Source organism: Thalassotalea algicola, from assembly GCF_012932965.1.
In the GTDB taxonomy this organism is placed as follows: Bacteria; Pseudomonadota; Gammaproteobacteria; order Enterobacterales; family Alteromonadaceae; genus Thalassotalea_F; species Thalassotalea_F algicola.
This window is the reverse complement of record NZ_JABBXH010000001.1, coordinates 715762-737434: the sequence shown is the minus strand read 5'-3', so window position 1 is coordinate 737434 and position 21673 is coordinate 715762. Positions and strand designations below refer to the sequence as shown.

At 41.9% G+C, this 21673-nt stretch carries 19 protein-coding genes; 15 read left to right on the top strand and 4 right to left on the bottom strand.

Annotation, left to right across the window (positions count from 1 at the left end):
* Nucleotides 1-5: 5 nt before the first annotated feature.
* Genes HII17_RS03370 through HII17_RS03355 form a run of 4 tightly spaced genes read right to left on the bottom strand, consistent with a single transcriptional unit; the run spans nucleotide 6 to nucleotide 5470 of the window.
* A complete protein-coding gene (locus HII17_RS03370; protein WP_169073883.1) occupies nucleotides 6-1583 on the bottom strand; it encodes a general secretion pathway protein GspF in 1578 nt (525 codons plus the stop codon).
* The gene (locus tag HII17_RS03365; RefSeq protein ID WP_169073882.1) at nucleotides 1576-1722 is read right to left on the bottom strand and encodes a hypothetical protein; all 147 of its coding nucleotides are present in this window, start codon (nucleotides 1720-1722) and stop codon (nucleotides 1576-1578) included. Before HII17_RS03365 ends, HII17_RS03370 begins: the two co-directional genes overlap by 8 nt.
* Entirely contained in the window at nucleotides 1719-4172 is a 2454-nt protein-coding gene (locus tag HII17_RS03360) for a LamG domain-containing protein (protein ID WP_235938624.1), read from the bottom strand. The genes HII17_RS03365 and HII17_RS03360 overlap by 4 nt, the downstream gene beginning before the upstream one ends.
* A gap of 2 nt (nucleotides 4173-4174) precedes the next feature.
* Nucleotides 4175-5470: a hypothetical protein gene (locus tag HII17_RS03355; protein ID WP_235938623.1), complete on the bottom strand. Its 1296-nt coding sequence runs from the start codon at nucleotides 5468-5470 to the stop codon at nucleotides 4175-4177.
* A 254-nt stretch (nucleotides 5471-5724) separates the two neighbouring features.
* Between HII17_RS03355 and HII17_RS03350 the strand changes: the two genes are divergently transcribed.
* From HII17_RS03350 to HII17_RS03280, 15 genes are read left to right on the top strand one after another with little or no spacing between them, the layout of a single operon-like run.
* A complete protein-coding gene (locus tag HII17_RS03350) occupies nucleotides 5725-8412 on the top strand; it encodes an HzsA-related protein (protein ID WP_169073881.1) in 2688 nt (895 codons plus the stop codon).
* Nucleotides 8413-8438: 26 nt separating this feature from the next.
* On the top strand, nucleotides 8439-9239 hold the full coding sequence (locus HII17_RS03345) for an outer membrane beta-barrel protein (protein ID WP_169073880.1): 801 nt from the start codon (nucleotides 8439-8441) through the stop codon (nucleotides 9237-9239).
* Nucleotides 9209-9874 (top strand): outer membrane beta-barrel domain-containing protein, encoded by a 666-nt coding sequence (locus HII17_RS03340; RefSeq protein ID WP_235938622.1) that lies wholly within the window; start codon nucleotides 9209-9211, stop codon nucleotides 9872-9874. Before HII17_RS03345 ends, HII17_RS03340 begins: the two co-directional genes overlap by 31 nt.
* 37 nt (nucleotides 9875-9911) lie before the next feature.
* Nucleotides 9912-10415, top strand: coding sequence for a TlpA family protein disulfide reductase (locus HII17_RS03335; RefSeq protein WP_169073879.1), 504 nt, complete (start codon nucleotides 9912-9914; stop codon nucleotides 10413-10415).
* Between the two features lie 10 nt (nucleotides 10416-10425).
* Nucleotides 10426-10665 carry a DUF4266 domain-containing protein gene (locus tag HII17_RS03330; protein ID WP_169073878.1) on the top strand — a complete coding sequence of 80 codons (240 nt, stop codon included), beginning with the start codon at nucleotides 10426-10428 and terminating at the stop codon, nucleotides 10663-10665.
* A gap of 49 nt (nucleotides 10666-10714) precedes the next feature.
* Nucleotides 10715-11809: a DUF3570 domain-containing protein gene (locus HII17_RS03325; RefSeq protein ID WP_169073877.1), complete on the top strand. Its 1095-nt coding sequence runs from the start codon at nucleotides 10715-10717 to the stop codon at nucleotides 11807-11809.
* A 49-nt stretch (nucleotides 11810-11858) separates the two neighbouring features.
* The gene (locus HII17_RS03320) at nucleotides 11859-12416 is read left to right on the top strand and encodes an AraC family transcriptional regulator (RefSeq protein WP_211185231.1); all 558 of its coding nucleotides are present in this window, start codon (nucleotides 11859-11861) and stop codon (nucleotides 12414-12416) included.
* A gap of 7 nt (nucleotides 12417-12423) precedes the next feature.
* Nucleotides 12424-14583: a tetratricopeptide repeat protein gene (locus tag HII17_RS03315; RefSeq protein ID WP_169073876.1), complete on the top strand. Its 2160-nt coding sequence runs from the start codon at nucleotides 12424-12426 to the stop codon at nucleotides 14581-14583.
* On the top strand, nucleotides 14580-17582 hold the full coding sequence (locus HII17_RS03310) for a tetratricopeptide repeat protein (protein ID WP_169073875.1): 3003 nt from the start codon (nucleotides 14580-14582) through the stop codon (nucleotides 17580-17582). Before HII17_RS03315 ends, HII17_RS03310 begins: the two co-directional genes overlap by 4 nt.
* Complete coding sequence (locus HII17_RS03305; protein ID WP_169073874.1) at nucleotides 17557-18369, top strand: tetratricopeptide repeat protein; 813 nt, start codon at nucleotides 17557-17559, stop codon at nucleotides 18367-18369. The genes HII17_RS03310 and HII17_RS03305 overlap by 26 nt, the downstream gene beginning before the upstream one ends.
* A 1-nt stretch (nucleotide 18370) precedes the next feature.
* Nucleotides 18371-18781, top strand: a complete 411-nt coding sequence (locus HII17_RS03300) for a hypothetical protein (RefSeq protein ID WP_169073873.1) — start codon at nucleotides 18371-18373, stop codon at nucleotides 18779-18781.
* Between the two features lie 18 nt (nucleotides 18782-18799).
* Nucleotides 18800-19432: a MotA/TolQ/ExbB proton channel family protein gene (locus HII17_RS03295; protein WP_169073872.1), complete on the top strand. Its 633-nt coding sequence runs from the start codon at nucleotides 18800-18802 to the stop codon at nucleotides 19430-19432.
* Nucleotides 19433-19458: 26 nt separating this feature from the next.
* Nucleotides 19459-20004: a biopolymer transporter ExbD gene (locus tag HII17_RS03290; RefSeq protein ID WP_169073871.1), complete on the top strand. Its 546-nt coding sequence runs from the start codon at nucleotides 19459-19461 to the stop codon at nucleotides 20002-20004.
* Entirely contained in the window at nucleotides 20001-20552 is a 552-nt protein-coding gene (locus HII17_RS03285) for an ExbD/TolR family protein (RefSeq protein WP_169073870.1), read from the top strand. The genes HII17_RS03290 and HII17_RS03285 overlap by 4 nt, the downstream gene beginning before the upstream one ends.
* A gap of 1 nt (nucleotide 20553) precedes the next feature.
* Nucleotides 20554-21525 carry an AgmX/PglI C-terminal domain-containing protein gene (locus HII17_RS03280; RefSeq protein ID WP_169073869.1) on the top strand — a complete coding sequence of 324 codons (972 nt, stop codon included), beginning with the start codon at nucleotides 20554-20556 and terminating at the stop codon, nucleotides 21523-21525.
* The last annotated feature ends 148 nt before the right edge of the window (nucleotides 21526-21673 follow it).

Genomic DNA, 21673 nt, shown 5'->3' with positions numbered 1-21673 from the left:
GACACTTAAACAATCGGTTGAAAGGCGGTGAGTGCATCTAACATAGTAGCACTACCTAGCCCTTGCCTAGGGGCAACGGCATTAAACTGCCCTTGTTCACCATGCAGCGCCATGTAGTTAAGCAATACCGTATCAACCAACAAGTTTACATTATTAGCCGATGGCGCAGATGCCGTATCGACCGAGGCATCTGAGCGCATAAAGCCTAGCTGCTGATGCCTCGCCATTTGCTCGGCGTCAGCGCCCATCAATTGCGGGCGTCCAGTAGGATTGAATACTAAGAAAAACGATGCTCCTGTCGATGAATTATCGCCGGTCCATTCGCCTTTTCCTCTGCCTTCTAACGAATCGTCAATCCGGCCATTACTGGCAACAGAGCCATCGCTAAATACGTACATCATTAGAGGCATATTGCGTCTGGCAGCATATTCTAAACAAGCGCCCATACAGCGGCCGGCTCTTAAGTCACGTAATTCGCCAGTGGCACGTTCACCGGTATGATAATCAAAGCCGCCCATCGTCACTGTGCCGGCTCCAGAATAGCCGTTAACCACGAGCTTCATAATAGAAGCGGTTTTTTGAAACTCCGATTCACTGTCAAATTCAGCGAGGGAAAATATACCGCCAGGACCGACGATATCAGGGTCGAGTACTGGGTTTAACGTAGAGGGGTCGCCAAAACGATCGGCTAAGTCAGCACTTTTTACATAGCCACAATTGACTAAGTCTTTAATAACGTCGTCACGGGTCACTTGGCTGTTAACCGAATTCATTTTTTGTGCGCTAATTCGCTGAATACTTTCCATAACGGCAACTGAGTCTGATTGCGAAAGCAAACTGAATAAATCGCCAATATCGACCAGTCCAGTAACATCAGAAGGACGATCAATTTTGGTTGGTCGCATACTCAAATCGATAAAGTTTGCAGGTGCCATTGAGTTGCCGCCGGAGTCGGTGCTACGCGAGCCAATTAATGGCATCAATGAACCATTTGCGCCTGCTGCAGCAATGGCATACATCGGATTATGAGGGTTATTACCGGTGTCATTATCTGAGCGGGCTGGAATAACAGCCCCGTTGATTAGTGCACGAGTTTCAGCACTGGTTTTTTCTAAAATACCGCGTAAAAACGAGGAGTCTGAATGAAACGCTAAACCAAGTTCGGTGTTAATAAAATCGGATAAACCTGTCGTAGGGTTGGCAATGGACGGTGCCATATCACCTGGTAAACCTAATTTGTTATAGCCCGCAGTAGAAAGGAAATCTAGCTGCCCTCCGGCACCGCCAACTAACACATTTGAGCCTGCGATATTGGCGCCACCAGCTAAATCAAAACTGATAAAAGGTATTTTGCCAGCGCCTTGCACATTAATGCCGCAAGAGTCGCGCAGTGCATCTAAATCTGGTGACAGCGCAGCATTTGCTTTGTTTGGGTTGGCAAACAAACTAAATAACGATAGCCCTGCGATGGCGTGTCCACCAGTGCGTAATCCTGTCGAAATAAAATCTCGGCGAGTCATCGGCCGTTTATGATCGGCAAATAATAAGGGAGCGTCAGGGTGAAGGTGCTTTGGTTTACTCATTGTCTTGCCCCTGTTGTTTATTTAACGTTAAAAAATGCGAAGGAAAAAAGGTCAAATTACACATACTGCTTCCTTTCTTTTCTAAACCAAAAGATTCCATCACTGTTTGAACCTTTAATTGAATCAATGCGCTGATCATTGAACCACCACCACAGCGCTCGCTAGTACCGCTGCACAACTTGCTTTGGCAATGGTTCGTGTACGTTCTGCAGAGCAAGCGCCATCACACACAGATAGTCGAGTAACTAAACTATCCAATTCATTGTAAACGTCAGAGGTATCCGGCTGATTAGCTAAATTCAGTGGTATCATGCGATTAATCAATGGATTTAATAAATTGCCACGTTCTGCGGCGCTTAAGGCGTTTGCAGGTGGTTGGTTAAAGTCTACATCTGGGAACCAACTATTACGTATGTTGGTATCTTCGATTGCGCTATCACAATAGGCGATCGCCAATTGCGTTACCCCCATTTGTTGCGCTGAAATAAAGGTTTCAATATTTTCAATGCTAGGCAACTGTCGTTTCACTAATTGGTAGGTATCAAACACTTTGCTATTGGCTTGATTAACGCCGGTTAAGCTACTCATCGTGTGATTAATTTCGGCGAAATTTCTTAGGCCAATTTGTGCGGTTTCGCTCGAAGATGGCACTTCATCAGGGCTAATAAATTCTCCGGGAACAGAGACATTGGTGTGCTCGCCTATTTGCTCGAAGGCGAGGAAAAACTCATCTTGGCTGGCACCTTTTTCTAGGCCAATAATGGTGCCTAGCGACGACAAGCTCATTGGTGTCGCTAAACTTTGCCCACCATTTATTGTTAGGTCTAAGTTAGCATAAGCTTGACCATGAATACTTTCTTTACCATTTAGCCCAATGCGAATGCCTTTTAATGGCAAACTACTGGATAGGCTTGAACCATCAATATTAACTAAAGATGCACCACTAAATAAATAGCTGTAATTGTCGAATTGACTCACTTCAAACATCACATAACTATTGGGCAATTCGATCAATTCACTTACCGAAAATAGTAGGAAGAATTTCTCGCCTACACCCACATCATAATTTTGCTGAATTTGTTCTGAGGTTAACACTCTGTTGTAAACAGCAAGCAAACGCATATCCCCTTGCCAGACATGCTGATTGGACGCTTCTCTACCCAATATTAATGCGTAGCTATCATCCCATGCGGTTAGTGGCGCAATGTCTTGATCAGTCACTTCAATCAAATTGCCATTAACGTATATACGTCTGCCTTGAGTGGCGTTATAGGTGATAACAACGTGCTGCAGTGTTGCTTGTAATACTTCATCGGCATCTGGCGTGCTAAGTGCGGGATCGCCGTTAGTATTGGAGTCTTGTGTACGCAATGAAAAATCATAGTTATATTGAGTTTGCCCCAACATAAAGTTTCTATCATTATCGCCAGCAGAGTAAGTTACTATGCGTGCAGGCCCTTCTTGCACAACATTGTTGGGTGTTACCCAAGCTTCTACGGAAAATTCTCCGGTAGAGGTGATTAAGTCAAGTAACTTTTTACTACTTGCAGTACTGGCTTGTGCTTTACCATTAGTAAAAGAAAGCCCCCAACTGCCTAACCATTCAACATCACCCGTTAAAGTTAAATTGGCTGCTGGTGAAATGCCCGAGGTGTCATAGGCAATATTGCCTTCACCGGTTTTAAATTGGTACAAAGCGATTATGTCTGACTCGAATCGCCCACCACTAGAGGCCGTAATACCGTCTGTTAAGCGCAATGACTTTGATATCACCATTTCAGGGGAAATTGCATCTACTGCTATCTCGTCGCTAAATGCGGTAATAGCATTGAGCATTTCCATGCTATCGCTTTGGCAATTACTCCAACAATTATGAAATTCGCTGCCTAAACGAACCACTAATCGAGACTGCGCGGGATCATCCAGATTGATGACTTGCTTGGCGGCTTGATACGCTTGGTCTATGTCATTACTTGCAAAAAATGGTGATTGGGCAAAATCAGAGGACTCATTGTGACAATCTACACAGTACTGACTGACAAGCGGATAAACATGCGAGTTAAATAAAGATGGGTCATCAGGGAAGTTTTTGCTCGAGCCCGGCTCTCTAATAACAGGAGCAGTAAGCTCGATGGTATTGGCTTGGCTAACTCGGTCATCAGACCAAAGCTTGATCCACTGTTCCATGGTCTCACCACAGGCGCTATCACTGGCTAACCAACAATTGTGCCCGCCTTCGACTTTTTCAACGAGCCGTGAATTTCCGGGGTTGGTTAAATCGACTAGCGGGTTGGTCGCGGAATAAGCGTCGTTAACGTCTTCTCGATTCGCAAAATAAGGCGCTTGATTGCCGACTGTATGACAGGCACCACATTTATCTGTAGTAGAAATATTGTCCCACAGCGCTGTTTTATACTTTTGAATATCTTCTGTAGCTGGCGCAGGACCGGTATATTCATCTGACTGCGGATCTTGCTGCTTGGGAGGGTTTGATTCAACATCACCGCCTCCACAGGCCGTGACTAGTAACGAGAATGATACAATGGAGAGCGCTTTTATCATGTCAGTTTTAAGCGTATAGAAGTTCATTATTATTCTCCCATACAGTAATTACCAACTTCAGCGAATATGCGCTTTAATTGATAACCATTTTGTTTGAAAGAGTCAGTAGTCGCATTGATTTGTGCCAAGTCGGCTTCGCTTTCAGCATCTCGTAAACATACGGTATTAAATACTTTTTTTACTTGGCACTGAGCAAATGCTTGGCTATTGGCCAACTCTTGTCCTAATGATTTGGCCCCACTTCCTTTACCGCTTAAGCTAGGGTCCCAACCCAGTTTTTGGTTACTCCCTTCACGCCAATAGTTTTGCCATTGATCATCTGGTGTAACAAAGCCATAGGGAAACGTTGTCGAATTGATATGGTATTTACGCTGCACTCTAGTACCGGTTGTAGCATCAATTACGCCGGCTTGGTTATAAGTAATAGCACCTAACTCACCTGTAGGGTCGGCATTGCCATCAAACTGATATTCATAATAAGCGAAGGCTTGTGCTAATGGGTCCATGCCGCTGTGACACGCCAAGCAATTATTAATAAACAACCGACTATCGCCACCAGGACTTCGGCTAACATCTTGTCTAATGCGATCAGGTGGTAATGAATTATCTTTTAGTGGCTCTAGGTCAGTACACAAATGATTCATTAATGTGAAACGCAGCATTGCTCGATTGGTGCCTAGATAAAAGAATGCTTTGGCAGCTGCGCGACTGGTAAGTACTCCGGCAGTTGCTTGTGGTGGTAAGCCGTTCAAACTAGATTGTGTGGTACGTTCTAATCCATCAGATAAATCAATGAATTGATCTTCTAGTGCTTGGTAATGGTTGTTGTTATTGTTGTTGTATGCAGGCAAGCCAAGACTGGCTTTTCCCACGTAAATCATATCTGATTGCAGTATTTCTCTAAAATCTACATCGTCTCTAACCACCCCAATTACTGTTGCGCTGTAATCATTTAATGGTGCGAAAATATCTTGTTCAATATTGGTCCATGGTGTTGCGAAAAGCTTCAAGGTAGTGGAATAAAACGCGGGGTTTTCCATCGCTTTGTAGGCGGCTTCTATTGGTTGGTTATTATCGAGTAACGTGGCAATTTCCAATAACGCTGACTGTGAAGCTGGTACTCCTGCAATTCTATCGTGCAATTGCTTCGCTTGTTCAATTGTGCCGGCATTGGCAGAGGTAAAGAAAAAGGCAGAAAAAAATAAAAGGGACAGCTTAACAAAATGATTCACAAAAATTTTTGGTTCATTTGAAAGTAATTTAGAAAGCAAATGTGAAAATTTATACGAAATTAGTCGTATATCTGTTCGGAACTTCATGTTCATACTGTCTCCTTACAATTATTTCAGCTATAAATCAGGATAAAAATTAATATGGCTTAATTTCTAATAATGATAAATAAATCAGCATGCTATAACGCCGACAGCGTTATTTGAATTCGCTTAATAACCCAGAGTGGTTAAAAGTTATTCAATAAAAACAGTTGAAACACTGCGACTAGACGGCAATAATGTCAAGAAATATTACACTTTTGCAAGTGAATATTTTCGTTCAGGATGATACATAGGGAAGGGTAAAAATGCCGCAGTTTGGCTCCAAAGTAATACTTATTTTAGCCCTGTTTTTGCTATTTGGTTGTGATACTGAAACCGCCATTAGAGATGAACAACCAGACCCTATATTAGTTGAATACCCTGTTGTTTTCATTGAGCGTAGTATCATTACCCAACGAGATGAAGATGACCAAGAAAACAGTGAAGTTGCTCGCTTTAATCCCTATAACCCCACCCAATTTAATGCAGGCGCCCATTTATTTATAAAAAATAACGCCTTTGCCGATTCACCTGTCACAAATTTAACTCAGTCGCTCTTTGGCGATGAACAAGGTATAGATATTCGTGATATTAGCGTCTCAGATGATGGTCAAGAATTGTTGCTGTCTATTCGAGCACCTGAAATTGAAGGGGCTGACGAAGATGAGCAACCACACTGGAATATTTGGCGGTATCAGCATGCAACAAAAATTTTAGAAAGGCTCATTGTCAGTGATCAAATAGCCGAGCAAGGTGATGATTTAATGCCATCATTTTTACCTGATGGCCGCATAATTTTCGCATCGACACGCCAACGTTTATCGCGAGCAATATTGTTAGATGAAGGTAAACCACAATATACCGCGTTAGATGAAAGCAGAAATAACGAGACCTTTAATCTACATGTCATGAACCCTGACGGCACTGGCATTGAGCAATTAACCTTTAATTTAAGTCATGACTTTTACCCGCTAGTGTTACAAGACGGCCGTGTACTGTATAGCCGTTGGGATGCGATGGGCGGTAACCATGGAATAAACCTGTACAGAATGAATCCTGATGGTACCGATAATCAACTGGTGTTTGGTTGGCATTCTCATCAAATCCTTTTTGATGAACAGAGTGCCCGAATTGAATATATCAAGCCACAACAGCTACCAAGTGGTGAACTGTTGATGTTACTTAGTTCTCAGAATGAAACCTTATATCAAAAACGACCGGTCACGTTAAATATCAATGACTTTACTGACAATACACAAGCAGCGGTCGGCTCAGGTGCAGCAGGCAATGCGATACAAGATCTCTCGTTAAACGATAGTTTTGATTTTAACTTTTCGTCAGAACTTTCGGTTACAGGCCGATTAAATCACTTAACTCCGTTACCAGATAGTAGCAACCGCTACCTGATGAGCTGGGATGTTTGTCGCGTTATCGTAGAAGAGCAAATCAGAGGTTGTGGACAATTTACTGAGCAAGAGCTTATCGAAGGAGAGTTTGAGCTTGCCGACCCTTTGTACGAATTATGGCTGCTTAACAATGGTGATAATACCCAGCAGCTTGTTGCTGCGAGCTCTGAAGGAAATATGATCACTGAAGCGTTTGTGATGCAGCCAACAGAACAGCCGAAAAATTTTATTGCAGATAAAACTATTGGCAATGAATTGGACGCTCAACTTCATGAAGAACTAGCTGCCGCTATTCATATTCGTAGCGTTTATGATTTTGACGGTCAAGACGTTACCGCTAGTACAAATAACCCACAAGGTGTTGCACGACTCAGTGATCCCTCATTAACCCCAGCTGCCAATTTGCCGGCAAGATTTTTACGTATTGTACGTGGTGTGCCAATGCCACCTGATGATGTAAGAGACATTAACAATACTGATTTCGGCCGCAGTAGCAATCAGCTGATGCGTGAAATTATCGGTTATGCCCCGATTCAACCCGACGGCTCTGTTAAAGTAAAAGTACCAGCTAATATCCCATTGGCACTTAGTGTACTTGATGCTAATGGACAGCGTATTACAGGTCGTCATCGTCAGTGGCTTACGTTAAGGCCTGGTGAAACACTAGAGTGTAATGGTTGTCACACGGCTAATAGCCAACTTCCCCATGGGCGTATTGACGCACAAGCACAAAGCATTAATGAAGGCGCCTTGGGTGGTGAAGCATTCCCAAATGCCAGTGAAGACATTATTCCTGTGCAAGGGCAAACCATGGCACAAGCAGATGAAATGGTGAATGGTTTAATGGGCTTGTCTGCCGATATTCGCTATCAAGACAAATGGACTAATCCAGCCATTTCTGTGGTAAACCCAGCACTAGAGTATAGCTACGATAATATGGTAACACCGGCACCCGAAGGTAGTGAATGCTTTAATAGCTGGACAACTTATTGTCGTTTAAAAATAAATTACCCAGATCATATTCAGCCACTTTGGGAAGCAGCTCGACCTGTTATAGACGAGACAACACAAGAATTAATCGCTGATAATACCTGTACCGGTTGTCATAACATTGTTGATGCCGATGGCGTGACCCAAGTACCAGCCGGACAGCTTGAGTTAACTTCCACACCATCGAGTGATCAAGCCGCGCACTTTACCAGCTATCGAGAGTTGATGTTTAACGATGTAGAGCTTGAAGAAGTTGATGGTATTTTAGTTGACCGATTAGTTGAAGTGCTCGATGAAAATGGTGATGTCGTGTTTGAAGTTGATAGTGACGGCGAGCTTATATTAGATGCACAAGGGAACCTAATTCCAGTACTGACAACGGTAGGTGTGCCCGCAATATTATCGACAGCTGGCGCTAGAGCAAGCGATCGTTTTTTCGAGGTGATAAACAATACAACGCATCAGAATATGTTGAGCTTAGATGAATTGAAGTTGATTAATGAATGGTTGGATATTGGCGGCCAGTATTATAACAATCCATTTTACCCGCAAGACTGAACCAGTAAATGATAAAACAGGGACATATGTTTAAAATTTTAGTAACAAAAATGAGTTTAATGCCTGCTGCCTTGGTTTGCGCCTTAACATGTTCGCTGTTTAGTTCTTCATTATATGCGCAGCAAACTGCTGAGAAAAACATAGTTGAATCAAAACAAGGTCTGGTTAATCTTCGAATTGAAGTGCCATTTGTTGAATTACATTCTGGCCCGAGTGCTGGTTATCCTGTAGTTCATGTTATCGAACAAAATGAACAGGTGACTGTACTGGTAAATCGTACCTCTTGGCTAAAAGTTAAGGACAAAAGGGACAATGAAGGCTGGCTGCATGAAGATGATCTTTTTGGCTTAAGTCAACAAGGTGAGGCAATAGCTCAGACAGAAATATCATGGCAAGACTTCCAAAATCGCGATATTGAAAGTGGTGTAATGTACGGTGATTTAGAAGGGGCAAACTTCTATAACATTTACCTTGGTTATCATTTCACACCAGTGTTTAGCGCCGAAATTTCTGCAGGTAAAGCACTTGGCAATATTTCAGACAGCAATTTATTTGAGGTCATGTTAATTAGCCAGCCTCTCCCTGACTTAATTGTTACGCCTTATATAGGTGTGGGTGCTGGCATAATTGATACTAAACCACATAGCGTTTTGGCAGACTCAGAAAAGCGTGATAGCACACTAATGAGCGCAGCAGCCGGCGTTAAATATCATCTTGCTCGTAATTTTTTAATTCGGGCCGAATATAAATTCTCGTTGGCATTAACCGACCGAGATGACAATGAAGAGATTCAAACATGGAAAATAGGTTTCAGCGTATTTTTTTAGTGCCAGTACTGGCAATGAGTACACTAGTATTTAGTGCATATTCTCAAACAGTCACGGCTAATGAACAATCACAAGCGCCTGTGGTTGAGGCGAAAGCTGATGTTGAACGTCGGGAAATTCTGGATGATCTGCTTGATACTGAAGATTTTGAAATAGGCATTCAAGCTGGAGTTATCTCAATAGAAGATTTTGAAAGTAACGCTTGGCTAAGTGGCCATATTGGATACCACATTAATGAGCATTTTTATGTTAAAGCACGTTATGGTCAAGCAGAAGCAGGTGAAACCAGTTTTGAAAAACTAGTTAGCGCAGCCCCTTTGCTAACGGACGACCAACGCGACTTTACCTATTACGGATTAAATATTGGTTATAACTTTTTACCCGGTGAAATATTCCTCACTAAAGACTTAGTACTTAATAGTGTTTTTTCCATTGAAGTGGGTGGTGGTAGTACCGAATTTGCCGGTGACGACGAGTTTACCGTAAATATCACTGCGAATTACCGAGTATTTATTAATGACTGGGTTGCCTGGGACATCGCCATGAGTGATTACGTATTGGATACGCAAGTAACTGGTGAGTCGAAAACGACGCATAATTTGAATTTTGTCACTGGCCTGTCATTTTATTTTTAACGCTCAAGTAGCCATAAGAAACGATTAAGGAAAGTCTATGTTGTTAAATAAAAAGTGGTTTCAAAGTGCGTTAGCTGTATTAGCCATAGTAATGTCAATGAATGCTCATGCGCTCAATGTTGGCCAAGCTGCACCGGATTTTACCCTTAAAAATATGCAAGGGGTAAACCTGAACTTAACCGAACAACGCGGTAATATAATACTCATCAATTTTTGGGCATCTTGGTGTGGTCCGTGCCGAAAAGAAATGCCAGTTTTACAAGCGCTTCAAGACAAGTACCAAGATTTAGGCGTTAAGGTATGGGGCATAAATGTTGAACAAGAAAATCAGGCAGGTAGAGATTTTCTGAAAGACCTCGATCTAAGCTTTTCCATCTTTTTCGATGAAACTAACGCGCTGTCTAAAACTTATCAAGTTGAAGCGATGCCAACAACAGTCATTGTCGATCGTGATGGTGTTGTGCGCTACGTTTATCAAGGTTACCGAGATGGCTTTGATAAAAAATACGCTAAAGCAATTAAAAAGCTCATCCGAGAATAACGAGTAACATATGGTAATTAAATTAATAGTAAAAGTTGCCTTAATCATTTCCTTGATTAGCTTGTCAGGTTGTGCGAGTTTTCCGCCAAAACCCTGGGTAAAGCCTTATGAAAGACAATTTTTAGCAGATCCGATTATGCGCCTTGCTCGTCATCCAATAGCCAATATGCACATTGCTCACGTGTTGGAAGGTCGTGAATCGGCACGTGGCGCAGAAGGAACTGGAGGTGGCGGCTGTGGTTGCAATTAAAGTTAAATTTCGTTTTCTATTGCAAGTCATTGGAGCTCTATCCTGCTTAATGCTTACTTTCACCGGACAAGCTGCAGTATTGGAACCCGATCGTGCAGACGTGCTTTACCATAGCTATGAAGGTGGTGGCATGACAATTGACGGTCCAGCGGTTTTGCTGAGAAAAAAAGCCAGTGAGTCCGTTGCTGTGACCGCTTATTACTATTTAGATACCATTTCCTCTGCGTCTGTTGACGTAGTCAGTACTGCAAGCCCATACCGTGAAGAGCGTCACGAAGGGCAGCTTGGTGTTGAATATCTTAACGATAAAACATTGATGTCCTTAAACCTGAGAAAAAGTGACGAGGATGATTATTTGGCACAGTCGTTTAGTGTCAACGTATCACAAGATACTTTTGGTGATTTAACCAATTTAAGCCTTGGCTTTTCATATGGTGATAACGAAATAAAACGTAATGGCGATGATAATTTTGAAGAGCAAAGTGAGCAGTACCGAGTACGCGCTGGAATTAATCAAATACTGACAAGTAAGTTAGTCGCTAACCTTAGTATTGAAGCGGTCGCTGACAAAGGTTATTTAAATAATCCGTATCGTACGGTACGTTTTGTCGACAGCTCTATCCCATCTGGCGTTGGCTATCAGGCAGAGGTTTACCCTGAAACTCGAAACTCCTTTGCCACTAAGCTTTCAGCAAGCTATTACTTGCCTTATCGCGCAGCACTTTTATTTCATTATCGTTACTTTAGCGATAGCTGGGAGATTGACGCCAGTGATATCGAAATTGGGTATCGACATCCTATTGGCGACAATATAGAGCTTGAAGTCAAAGCGCGTTATTACCAGCAAAGCCAAGCTGAGTTTTATAGTGATTTGTTCCCTTACCAAGATGCGCAAAATTATCTGGCAAGAGATAAAGAATTAAGTGATTTTGATGATATTACCCTTGGCGTTGGTGTGACTTATTTGTTACCAGAGTCCTTATCTATTGGTGACACGCGTTCAGAAGCGACATTGCAATGGGATTATATAGATTTTAACTACAACAATTTTAGAGACGCTACCGCTGATGCAGGCATAGGGGAAGAGCCCTTATACGGTTTTTCTGCCAATGTAATTCGCGCATTTATAAGTATTTATTTTTAGTGCATTTCTTGAATCGTTGTTTTTAAGTGTAGATAGGCAAGGTAAAAATATGAAAATGTTTAAACTGCAAATTTCATTCGTTGCGATGTTCATGGCGCTAGTCTCAGTGACTGTGTTTGCCAATGATGAGGGGCCCGCTAATGCAAATAACGAATCGAATAGTAATTTATCTTCAGCACTTGAAGATATAAAAAGCCAAGTATTAAAACTTAATCGTGAGCTGTTTATTTTAGAAGAAGACTTACTCTTTCCTGCCAGCACTCAAGTCGCAGTTTTTGTTTCGGTTGATGTTGGACGTTTTTTCACTATCGACAGTGTTGAGCTCAAAATAAATGAAAAAAACGTTACTGGTTTTCTCTATACAGAGCGGCAACGAAAAGCGTTAGAGCAAGGCGGTATTCAACAAGTTTATTTAGGTAATTTGAAAGTAGGACAACATCAACTAACCGCCATATTTACCGGCGAAGATGCCGAAGGTAGAGCAGCACAAAGAGCTGTTACTCATCAATTCGAAAAAGACGATGAAACAGTAATGATTGAACTAAAAGTTACTGATAATACTTCAACGTATCGTGCTGATGTCCAAGTTGAACAGTGGGTATTGTAGGTTAACTATGTCGTTAAGGTTGCATAACTTGCTTAAGATCACCGGTATTGCGCTTTTGGCAATATTGGCCTTTTCTGGCAGGGCAATCGGCACCGAAAATACACATGATGACACTGAGCTCGCTGACAAATTTTATCGCCAGGCACTGTTTTATTATTTTTCTGGTGATTACGGTAAAGCGCTAAGGCAAATTAGTTTAAATCGCCAGCGTTTTAGTGCTGAACTTAATGTGAATACTCCGAAGAGCCAGTTGTTTGAAGCAGGGTTGTTGGTCTCTGTTGGCATGCATAAACAAGCAACCCAGTCATTATTAGCCCTAGAACAAGCACAAAGAACACAACGTAAAAGCTTAGCTAAGCAAAGCGATGCTAAGTCAAAAAAAGACAAGCGTTCAGCGACTTCGCCACAAGAACTTATGTTAATTGCCCGTTTACAGTTAGCAGAGCAGCAGGTTCAACAAGGTAATAGGTTAGGCGCTCAACAAACGCTTGCCAAGGTAACTTCGCTTTCGAATGGAGCAACACTGGCTAATGCTTACTATGAGCAATATTACACATTAAGCCAAATTGCTTATTGGCCTGAACAGCCAGAACTATCAACGACTGTTCTCGCTGAACAAAATCTAGTTACCGATAATGCCGAACAAATGCCATTGTCTACTGCCTACATCACATTAAACCAAGCATTATTAGCGATAGAAAATAGTGATTTTGAACGCGGTGAAGCTATGCTTGTCGCCATCAAAAACCAAGAATGGCAAGCGACAACTCAGAACTTTTGGCAGCTATTATTCAACCCTTTTTCAAGCCAATATTTCGATGAAGACGAGCCAACTAGCGACAGTGAAACCCAACAACAAGCCGTTAATGATTATGCCCAGCTTTTATTAGCCCAGCTCTATGTTAAACAACAGCGTTTTGAATCAGCCTATTATGAATTAAAGGAATTTCCACAGTACAGCCCTTATACTGAGTCGGCATTGTTTACTTTCGCTTATGCCGCACAAAAACATGGGCAATATAGTATTGCATTAACACTACTAGCATTAATGCAAAAGCAATATCCCTACTCTAATTTGGCATGGCAATCAGCTGTGCTATTCGCCGGCCAAGTTGCAGAGCAAAAATCACTTGCACAAGGCCTTGCAAGTTATGAGCAAGCAGAACAATTTTACCTGCAGCGTTTAACCGATTTAAACGACTTTCAGCAACGCTTTCTAGCCACCGATAATTTGCTCGACTTTGTTATGCCAAAGTTGACTAGCGATACCGCTGTTAAAGAAAATCAGCCAAGCAGCACACTGGAACTGTTTAAAAAACAAAACGTGTTCAGTAGTGATGAATGGCTGCAAAAAGCCTTGCTTGACCCTTCACTAAAAACAGATTTTCAATATTTAAAAGAATTGGATTTACTCAGTGTGCACTTACGTCAACAGCAGCAAAAAAGCCATTGGTTAGCCGATACCATCAAGCTCAATAAGCAGCGAAAATCTGAGATCGTCGTAGCCCAACAACAGCAGTCGCACCAAGAACTTATTGCCGAATTAAAGCGCCAACATCTGCGCCTTTCACAAGTCGTAGAGTTAGCTGAGCAAGACTACGATGTACAAAGGTTTTCCTCGCAAACAGAAGCCGACTGGCTGAAAAGAATCAAGAAGAGCAAACAGCTTATTTCTAGCATTGATGGACAGCGAAATATTGAGGACTACCAAGAGAGGTTAAGTCGTGTTGAAGGGGTTTTAACGTGGCGTTTATCGCAAAAGATGCCAATACGATTATGGCAGCACAAAAAGCAGCTAGCAGAGATAGCACAACAACTTAGTCGATTAACGCAGCAACAACAACGCTTTGAAACATTAGCTAGTGCCGAAAATCTTTTAGTATCTATCGAACAGCGCCACCTGCAAAGCAATGACAAAATTACCGAATTATTAACAAAGCTAAGTGATTTAAGAGCCGTTACCAGCAATACTCTCCGACAGAAGGTTTATCAGTATGCTATGGGGCAGCGTCAATTGCTCCAACAACATCTGCTAACCGCTAGGCATGAAATGGCGGCTGTGCTAGAGCAAATGTCGACAGTGGATAAGCGCATTGAGTCGCAATTAATGCCTATGATTCCTAGAACTGTACCTATCTCGCCACCTCAAGATAAAGGGCGACTATGATGCTGGCTAACAGGATAAAAAAGATTCTTCGTCCGGTTTGTTATGTCGCGACTTGCACACTAATGACCGGCTGCTTAGCAACTTTTACTAGCGACAAGCCTGAGCAATCGCGAGCAACTTTGTCTGACTTGGCGCAAAATAGTGAGGAAATACAGTTAGAGGCCTTTGAAATGGCTAAGGCTGATAGAGCTGAAAAGTTGGCGGAAATCTATCAGCAATTACTTACCCTGGAGCCAGACCCTGAAATAAGAACCAACGTTGAATATCGCTTAGCACAAATTAACACTCAAGTTTTTGAACAGAAACTGTTTGCTGATGACGACAGCGAGCAGGCTAACACGATTAAAACCTCTGGTAATGGCGTATTCGACGAGCAAGCACTACAAAAGCTAATCATTGATTATCGTCAGCTACTTAAAAATTACCCTACGCGCAAAGAAAACGAAGATATTCAATATCAACTCGCTAAAGCGTTAGATCTGCAAGGTAATATTGATGCTAGCCTTGCAGAAATAGAGTCTTTATTGTCACGTTTTCCTGAAACTCAGTATCTTGCTGAATTAAATTTTAGACGCGGTGAAATTTACTTTAATTTGCAAGATTACACGACGGCGTTGTCGGCCTATCAACAGGTCATTGACGCCAAAGAAAACAGTAAATACCTAGTAAATAGTATTTATATGTCTGGTTGGGCCTTGTTTAAATTAAATCGCTTATCACAGGGCAACGTCGCTTTTTTGCAAGTAATAGAGTCGATAATCTCAGAGGAAAAACAACGCCCTTATCCAGACAGTTTTGCCTTTGAAAACCTCGATAGCCGATACCAAAACTTGTTAATTGATACGCAGCGGGTACTCAGTATATCGCTGAGCCAACAACAGCAAGCCAAATCGCTAACTCAGTTAGTCACTTCGCAGCAAGCATTGCCTTTTATCTACCTGTATCAACATGTACTTTTCGACAACTTAGCAAACTTTCTAATTAAAAAAGAGCTTACGCATGATGCTGAACTTACCTATCAAGCTTATATTGATTTAGCGCCAGAGACGTTGTGGGCAGCACGTTTTTCTTTATCATTACTCGATATGTATCACCGCCAAGGTCGTTTTTCCGCGATGCATCAGCTGAAAAACAACTATGTTAATCGTTATGGATTAACCAGCGTATTCTGGCAACAGGCTAACTCTTCAGTACAAGAAGAAGTATTACCCCATCTTATACAGTTTAGTGACGAACACAGTCGACGACTTTATGCGCATGCCCAAGAACAACAAGCGGGTGTTGAGCGAATAAACGCCTTTGCAGATGCTGCTGACAGTCTCGCTATTTACTTAGCATTAGCTAAATTACCAAAGGCAAAGCTATTGCTAACCAAGGAATTACTGCCTGATGAGTATCTGTTTGCCGAAGCCAATTTTGAAGCTAAGCGCTATCGACAGGCCCTGGATAGTTACCAAGATATTGCTTACCTCACTAAAAGTGATGCCAGCATGCACCAGTCGTTAAAATTACAAGCAGCTTATGCTACAACGCTAACCGTTAGAGCGCTATTAAGCACAACTGAACAAGACAAGGAAAGTAATCTCTATCAAGAACTTATCGTTGAACGTAATCGCTTAGATTTGCAATTTATTGATCAATACCCAAATGACAAACGCTCGCTCGTATTAGCAACCCATGCTGCTCAGTACGCATTTGATAAGCAAGACTATCGTCAGTTGCAGACAATGAAAGAATATGTATTAGCGTCACACACCGCTAGCAACGTAAATGCAACAAACTTAGCGCCAGAAGCACTTAAACAAGTTCAAATAGTGACGCAATTATCGGCAAATGGTTACTATCAACGTAAGTTTTATTCGCAGGCAGAGCAAGCTTATGAATTAGCGCTTTTCTATGTAAATAAACAAGAAAGTATTTGGCCAAAAATGCGAAAGTTACTTGCCTCAAGTATCTATTTCCAAGGGCAAATGCTTAAAGCAAGACAGCCGCATGCCGCAGTTCAGCATTTCTTGCGTCTTGGTCAAATTGTTCCAGAATCAAGCTACCGCGTCACAGCTGAATTTGATGCCGCCAACTTATTGTTGGCGAATCAATCATGGCAACAATCCATTGAAGTGTTACAGGCATTTTTAAAGCGCTATCCAAATCATGAGTATAGTGCGTCTATTCCTGCCAAATTAGTTCAATCTTATGAAGCGTTAGAGCAGTGGGAGTTAGCAGCGGAGCAATTGTTAGTTATAGTAGCAAGTGAGCCTGAGAAAGCATTAAAACAAGAAGCACTGTATACAGCAGCAGATTACTACTTGAAAGCGGGAAATAGCACAAAAGCACTGATTAACTATAGAACCTACGCGCACGCCTACCCGGAACCGTTTGATATTGCCCAAGAAGTGCGCTTTAAAATGAGCGAATTTTATCGGCAAAGCCAAGAGCCAAACAAACGCTATTTCTGGTTTAGGAAAATACTTAAATATCATCAACTTCAACGTAAAAAGGCACCACAAGCTATTCAAGCTCGAGCTATTGAGTTAGCGTCTACTGCCGCCTTTGGTCTAGGCGTTGTTCATCAACAAACATTTAGATGGCGCAAACTTAAAGCACCTTTACAAAAGAGTTTAAAGCGTAAGCAACAGGCAATGAAGCAAGCGATTAACTATTATCAGCAAGTGCTTGATTTTCAACTGGCGCGATATGTGCCACAAGCCACTTTCAATTTAGCTGAAATGTACCGTCAATTGGCAAAAGATGTCATTGAGTCAGAGCGGCCGGGTGACCTTGATGATTTAGCGCTGGAAGAATATGAAATTTTGCTGGAAGAGCTTGCGTATCCTTTTGAAGAAAAAGCGATTGAAATTCATGCCAGTAATGCACAAAGAGCATGGCAAGATATCTACGACCCTTGGATAGAAAAAAGCTTTTCTACCTTGGCTGAACTAGCGCCAGCGCTATACAACAAACAGGAGCGAACTCATGATGTTATTGAAGCCATGCATTAAACGCGCTTCTTATCTTAAAAGCTTTGCTCTTACCGCTTTTCTTGTATTGCAAGGCTGTACTATTGCGCCTGAGTCGCCAGAAAAAAGCTTAAGTACTGTAGGGCAAGATATTGTTGATATGGTCGACGTTAATTCTGGCGTTAAAGAGGCGCCAGATGCTGATGGCAAAACTTTAGCGGTTGGCAATAACATTGAGAAAAATTCAGTAAATCGCTACCTTGTGCAAGCTGAGCAACGCCTAGCAACTGTCTCAGTTGAAGATAAAGCTAAATACAATCGTGCGCTGATGCTGATGAAAGATAAAAAATGGCAGGCAGCTGAACTGCTATTCGATCAAGTACTAACCGCACAGCCAACACTATCAGGTGCTTATGTAAATAAAGCGCTGATTGTTATGAACACTAGTGAAATCAAAGTTACCGACGACTTGATTAAGGCTAAGCGCTACGTATCTAAGGCCATTAGTATCAACCCAATTAATCCTTATGCCCACCAAGTGAACGCACGAATTGCACGCTTAACGGGAGACTTTGCTCAAGCCGAGCTAAGCTATCGTCAAGCGCTGGATATTTGGCCCAATTATCCAGAAGCGCATATCAACTATGCTGTATTGCTTGAGTTATACCGCGGGCGATTTCTTGAGGCTCGACAGCATTATTTAGCGTACTTGGCGCTAACACCAGATGACGAATTAGCAAAACGTTGGCTAGCGGGAGTCGAACTGAAAATTAGGCGAGCTGGCATTGAAATACCAGCTGACAATATCGCAACGCAAGGTAAGGATTAAGATGAACTATTTTACTTACCTCATATTGATTGTATTTAGTGTAAGTTGCATCGAACTCGCTATTGCCACAGAGGTTGAACCTACGCAATCAGTGACCGAAGTTAAAGTAAATGACGAAAAGAACAAGGAAAAAGATACCGCTACAAAAGCGGAAACTAGGCAGCCAAAACTAGCTAAAAATATTGTCACTATTGAAAGTAAAGTCACTGGCTCACAAGAACAACCTAAGGTGCTTTACATCATGCCTTGGCAAGGAATTAACAACCCTATTACCGTGAAAGACAAAGAAATGCAGCTTATGCTGCCAAAAGTACAACCTATTTACCCCAAAATTTTTAAACAACAAGTCAGGGCGTTTGCTGCCGAGCAGACACAGAAAAGTGTTCAGCAAACCGACAGCCGAAAAAATTAACGTAGTAAGGAAGAAACAATGAGTTTTACAGAGACAGTTATTGCATTTTTACAAAATGGTGGCCCTTTTATTTATCCAATCGCCTTAGTGTTAGTTGTTGGTTTAGCTATCACCATTGAGCGTTGGATTTATTTAAGCGCTGCACATCGCACCAATAAAAACGCCTTTGGCATGATTCACAATGCCTTGAAGTCTGGTGATGTTGAAGCCATAAGTAAACATGCAAAAAATAATACGGCACCGGTATTTGATGTACTGGAGTCGGGTATTGCGCGTCTTTCTAAATCGAGCCGACGTGAAGATGTAGAGTATGCGATGGAAGAAACCATCATGGAGTATATGCTAAGACTTGAAAAGCGTACGCCATTTATCGCAACACTTGCAAATATCGCTACATTACTTGGTTTACTCGGTACTATTATGGGGCTTATTGCTGCTTTCTCCGCGGTAGCAAGCGCGGATCCAGCTGAGAAAGCTAACTTGCTTTCTTCAAGTATTTCAGTGGCAATGAACACCACAGCTTTTGGCCTAATCACAGCGATTCCACTAATTTTGTTTCATTCGAGCTTGCAAACGAAAACAGCCGCGATAGTCGACTCTATTGAAATGGCAGGTATTAAATTACTTAACTCATTGTCATTTAATCAGTAATTGTACTTATTTCGAGGCTAGTGATTATGAGACGTCGTCGTCGCCCAAACACGGAAGATGCTGAGTTAGACATCACATCATTTATGAATTTAATGATCGTGCTAGTACCAGTATTACTGCTTAGTTTAGTCTTTTCGCAAGTGCGAATACTTAATTTACAATTACCAGTACTTTCTGAGGCTGAGTTAGCTGAAGATCAAGAAGAACCAAAAGTTCTAGAGCTTGTGATCACTAATGACAGTTTAACGCTGAATTATCCGGCTGGAATTTTACTTAAAACCTTTGAAAAAACAGAACAAGGCTACAACTTTTCTGCTCTGTCTGTATATCTACAAGATTTAAAATTGACCTTTCAACAGCAAGCAATTGATAAAAACGATATTGTTATTTTGCTTGAGCCTGCCGTTGACTATCAAACCATAGTCACTGCTATGGATACCGTTCGCTCTTTTAAAGCGGTTGTCGCGGCCAATCTTGTTGATGCAGAGCTTTTTCCTATGATTTCATTAGGCGATGCACCTGAAGAGGCTCTTAATAATCGTGCTGCCGAAGTAAACGGAGGTGCGTTGTGAAGCAATCATCTCGAGCTAAAAGGCGCGAACGTCATCATAAGCGCTTTAAAGCAGGCAGTAAGTTAAACCTTGTTGCATTAATGGATATTTTTACCATTTTGGTATTTTTCTTAATCGTCAATCAATCTGAAGTTCGAGTGCTGCAAAATATCGAATCGATAAACTTACCAGTGTCTATTGCGGAAGAGTTGCCGGTTGAAAACGTCGTTATCACAGTGCTTGATGATACGGTGCTAGTGCAAGAACGCGCAGTGTGGCAAAAGTCAGTTTCTGGTAATGAACTAGCTAGTGAAGACCTTAGCCAAGAGAGTGGTGAATTTATTGCGGCATTAACCGCTGAGTTAAATTATCAAGCCAGTAAGCGCGTAGAGCTAACTGAAATGGAGCTTGAGAAAGGGCGAGCGGTGACCATTATAGGCGACTCATCTATCCCCTATACCATTTTAAAGCAAATAATGGCTGCTTGTGCTGACACGGGGTTTCGCAATATATCGCTGGCTGTCGAGCAAAAAGTGCAGTCATCAGTAAACATTGGAAGTGGAGGTTAATATGACGGTTGCAACCGTATCTAACCACTTCACCGAACAAGAGCGCTTTCAAGAGCTTGGTGATTTGTTTAAACCAAGCCCGCAGGATAAACGATTTACGCAAATATTATCTTTGCTGCTCGTTGTTTATTTGGTATTTGCTATCGTCGTGCCTTTGCTTGAACAGGCGGAAGTACCGAGGGAAGTGAAAGAGCAAATCCCTCCACAGTTAGCGAAAATACTACTTAAAGAAAAGCAATTACCGTTGCCGGAAAAGAAACCGCCGCTGCCCGAGCCTGAAAAAGTAGAGCCTGAGCTAAAAGAAGAAGTGAAAGAGCAGCCGCCAGAAAAACCACCTGTTGTACCACAGCAAACGCGTGAGGCAGCAAGAGAAAAAGCCCAAACTTCAGGCTTAGCGGCGATGAAAGATGAATTGTTTTCTATGCGAGAAGCCTTTGAAGTCAAACCAGCAGCTCAAACAAAACTGGAGCAAACTAATACGCAAGAAACGAAAGTGAAGCGTAAATTACTTGCTGGTGCTGCCAATAAGCAGAGTGATGGTGCTTCTGCTGCTGAAATCACGCAAACAGTAACAAGTGATGAACTAAGCACTAAAAATACCCAGCACATTCGTTTAGCAGAAGAAGAGGTGCTAGCCAGTGAAGGAGCAATGGCAGAGCAAGATGCATTAGCAGCACAAGCTGGGCAACGTTCAGAAATTTCATTACGCAGAACGTTAGAGTCGAATAAAGCTCGACTTTACGCGCTATACAACCGAGCGTTACGTAAAGATCCGTTCTTAAAAGGCAAGGTGATGTTTGAAATTGAAATTCAACCTAATGGCAGTGTTAGCAAGGTAGTTATTAAATCAAGTGAATTAAATAATGCCAAACTCGAACGTCAGTTAACTGTTATTCTCAAGTCGATTAAGTTTCCACAAGAAGCGGTTTATATCATGACCACGATTTGGTCGATTGACTTTTTACCGAGTTAATTTGTGGTCGATGATTAATTCGTCGTGATCGTAATAGTTAAAATTTAACCATAAAAAAACACCATTAAAGGTGCTTGAAAAATAAGGTGACTAAAGGGGTTTGAACCGCACGGTAATAGAGAGGGGAATCACGAGTGATTCGTCGTGG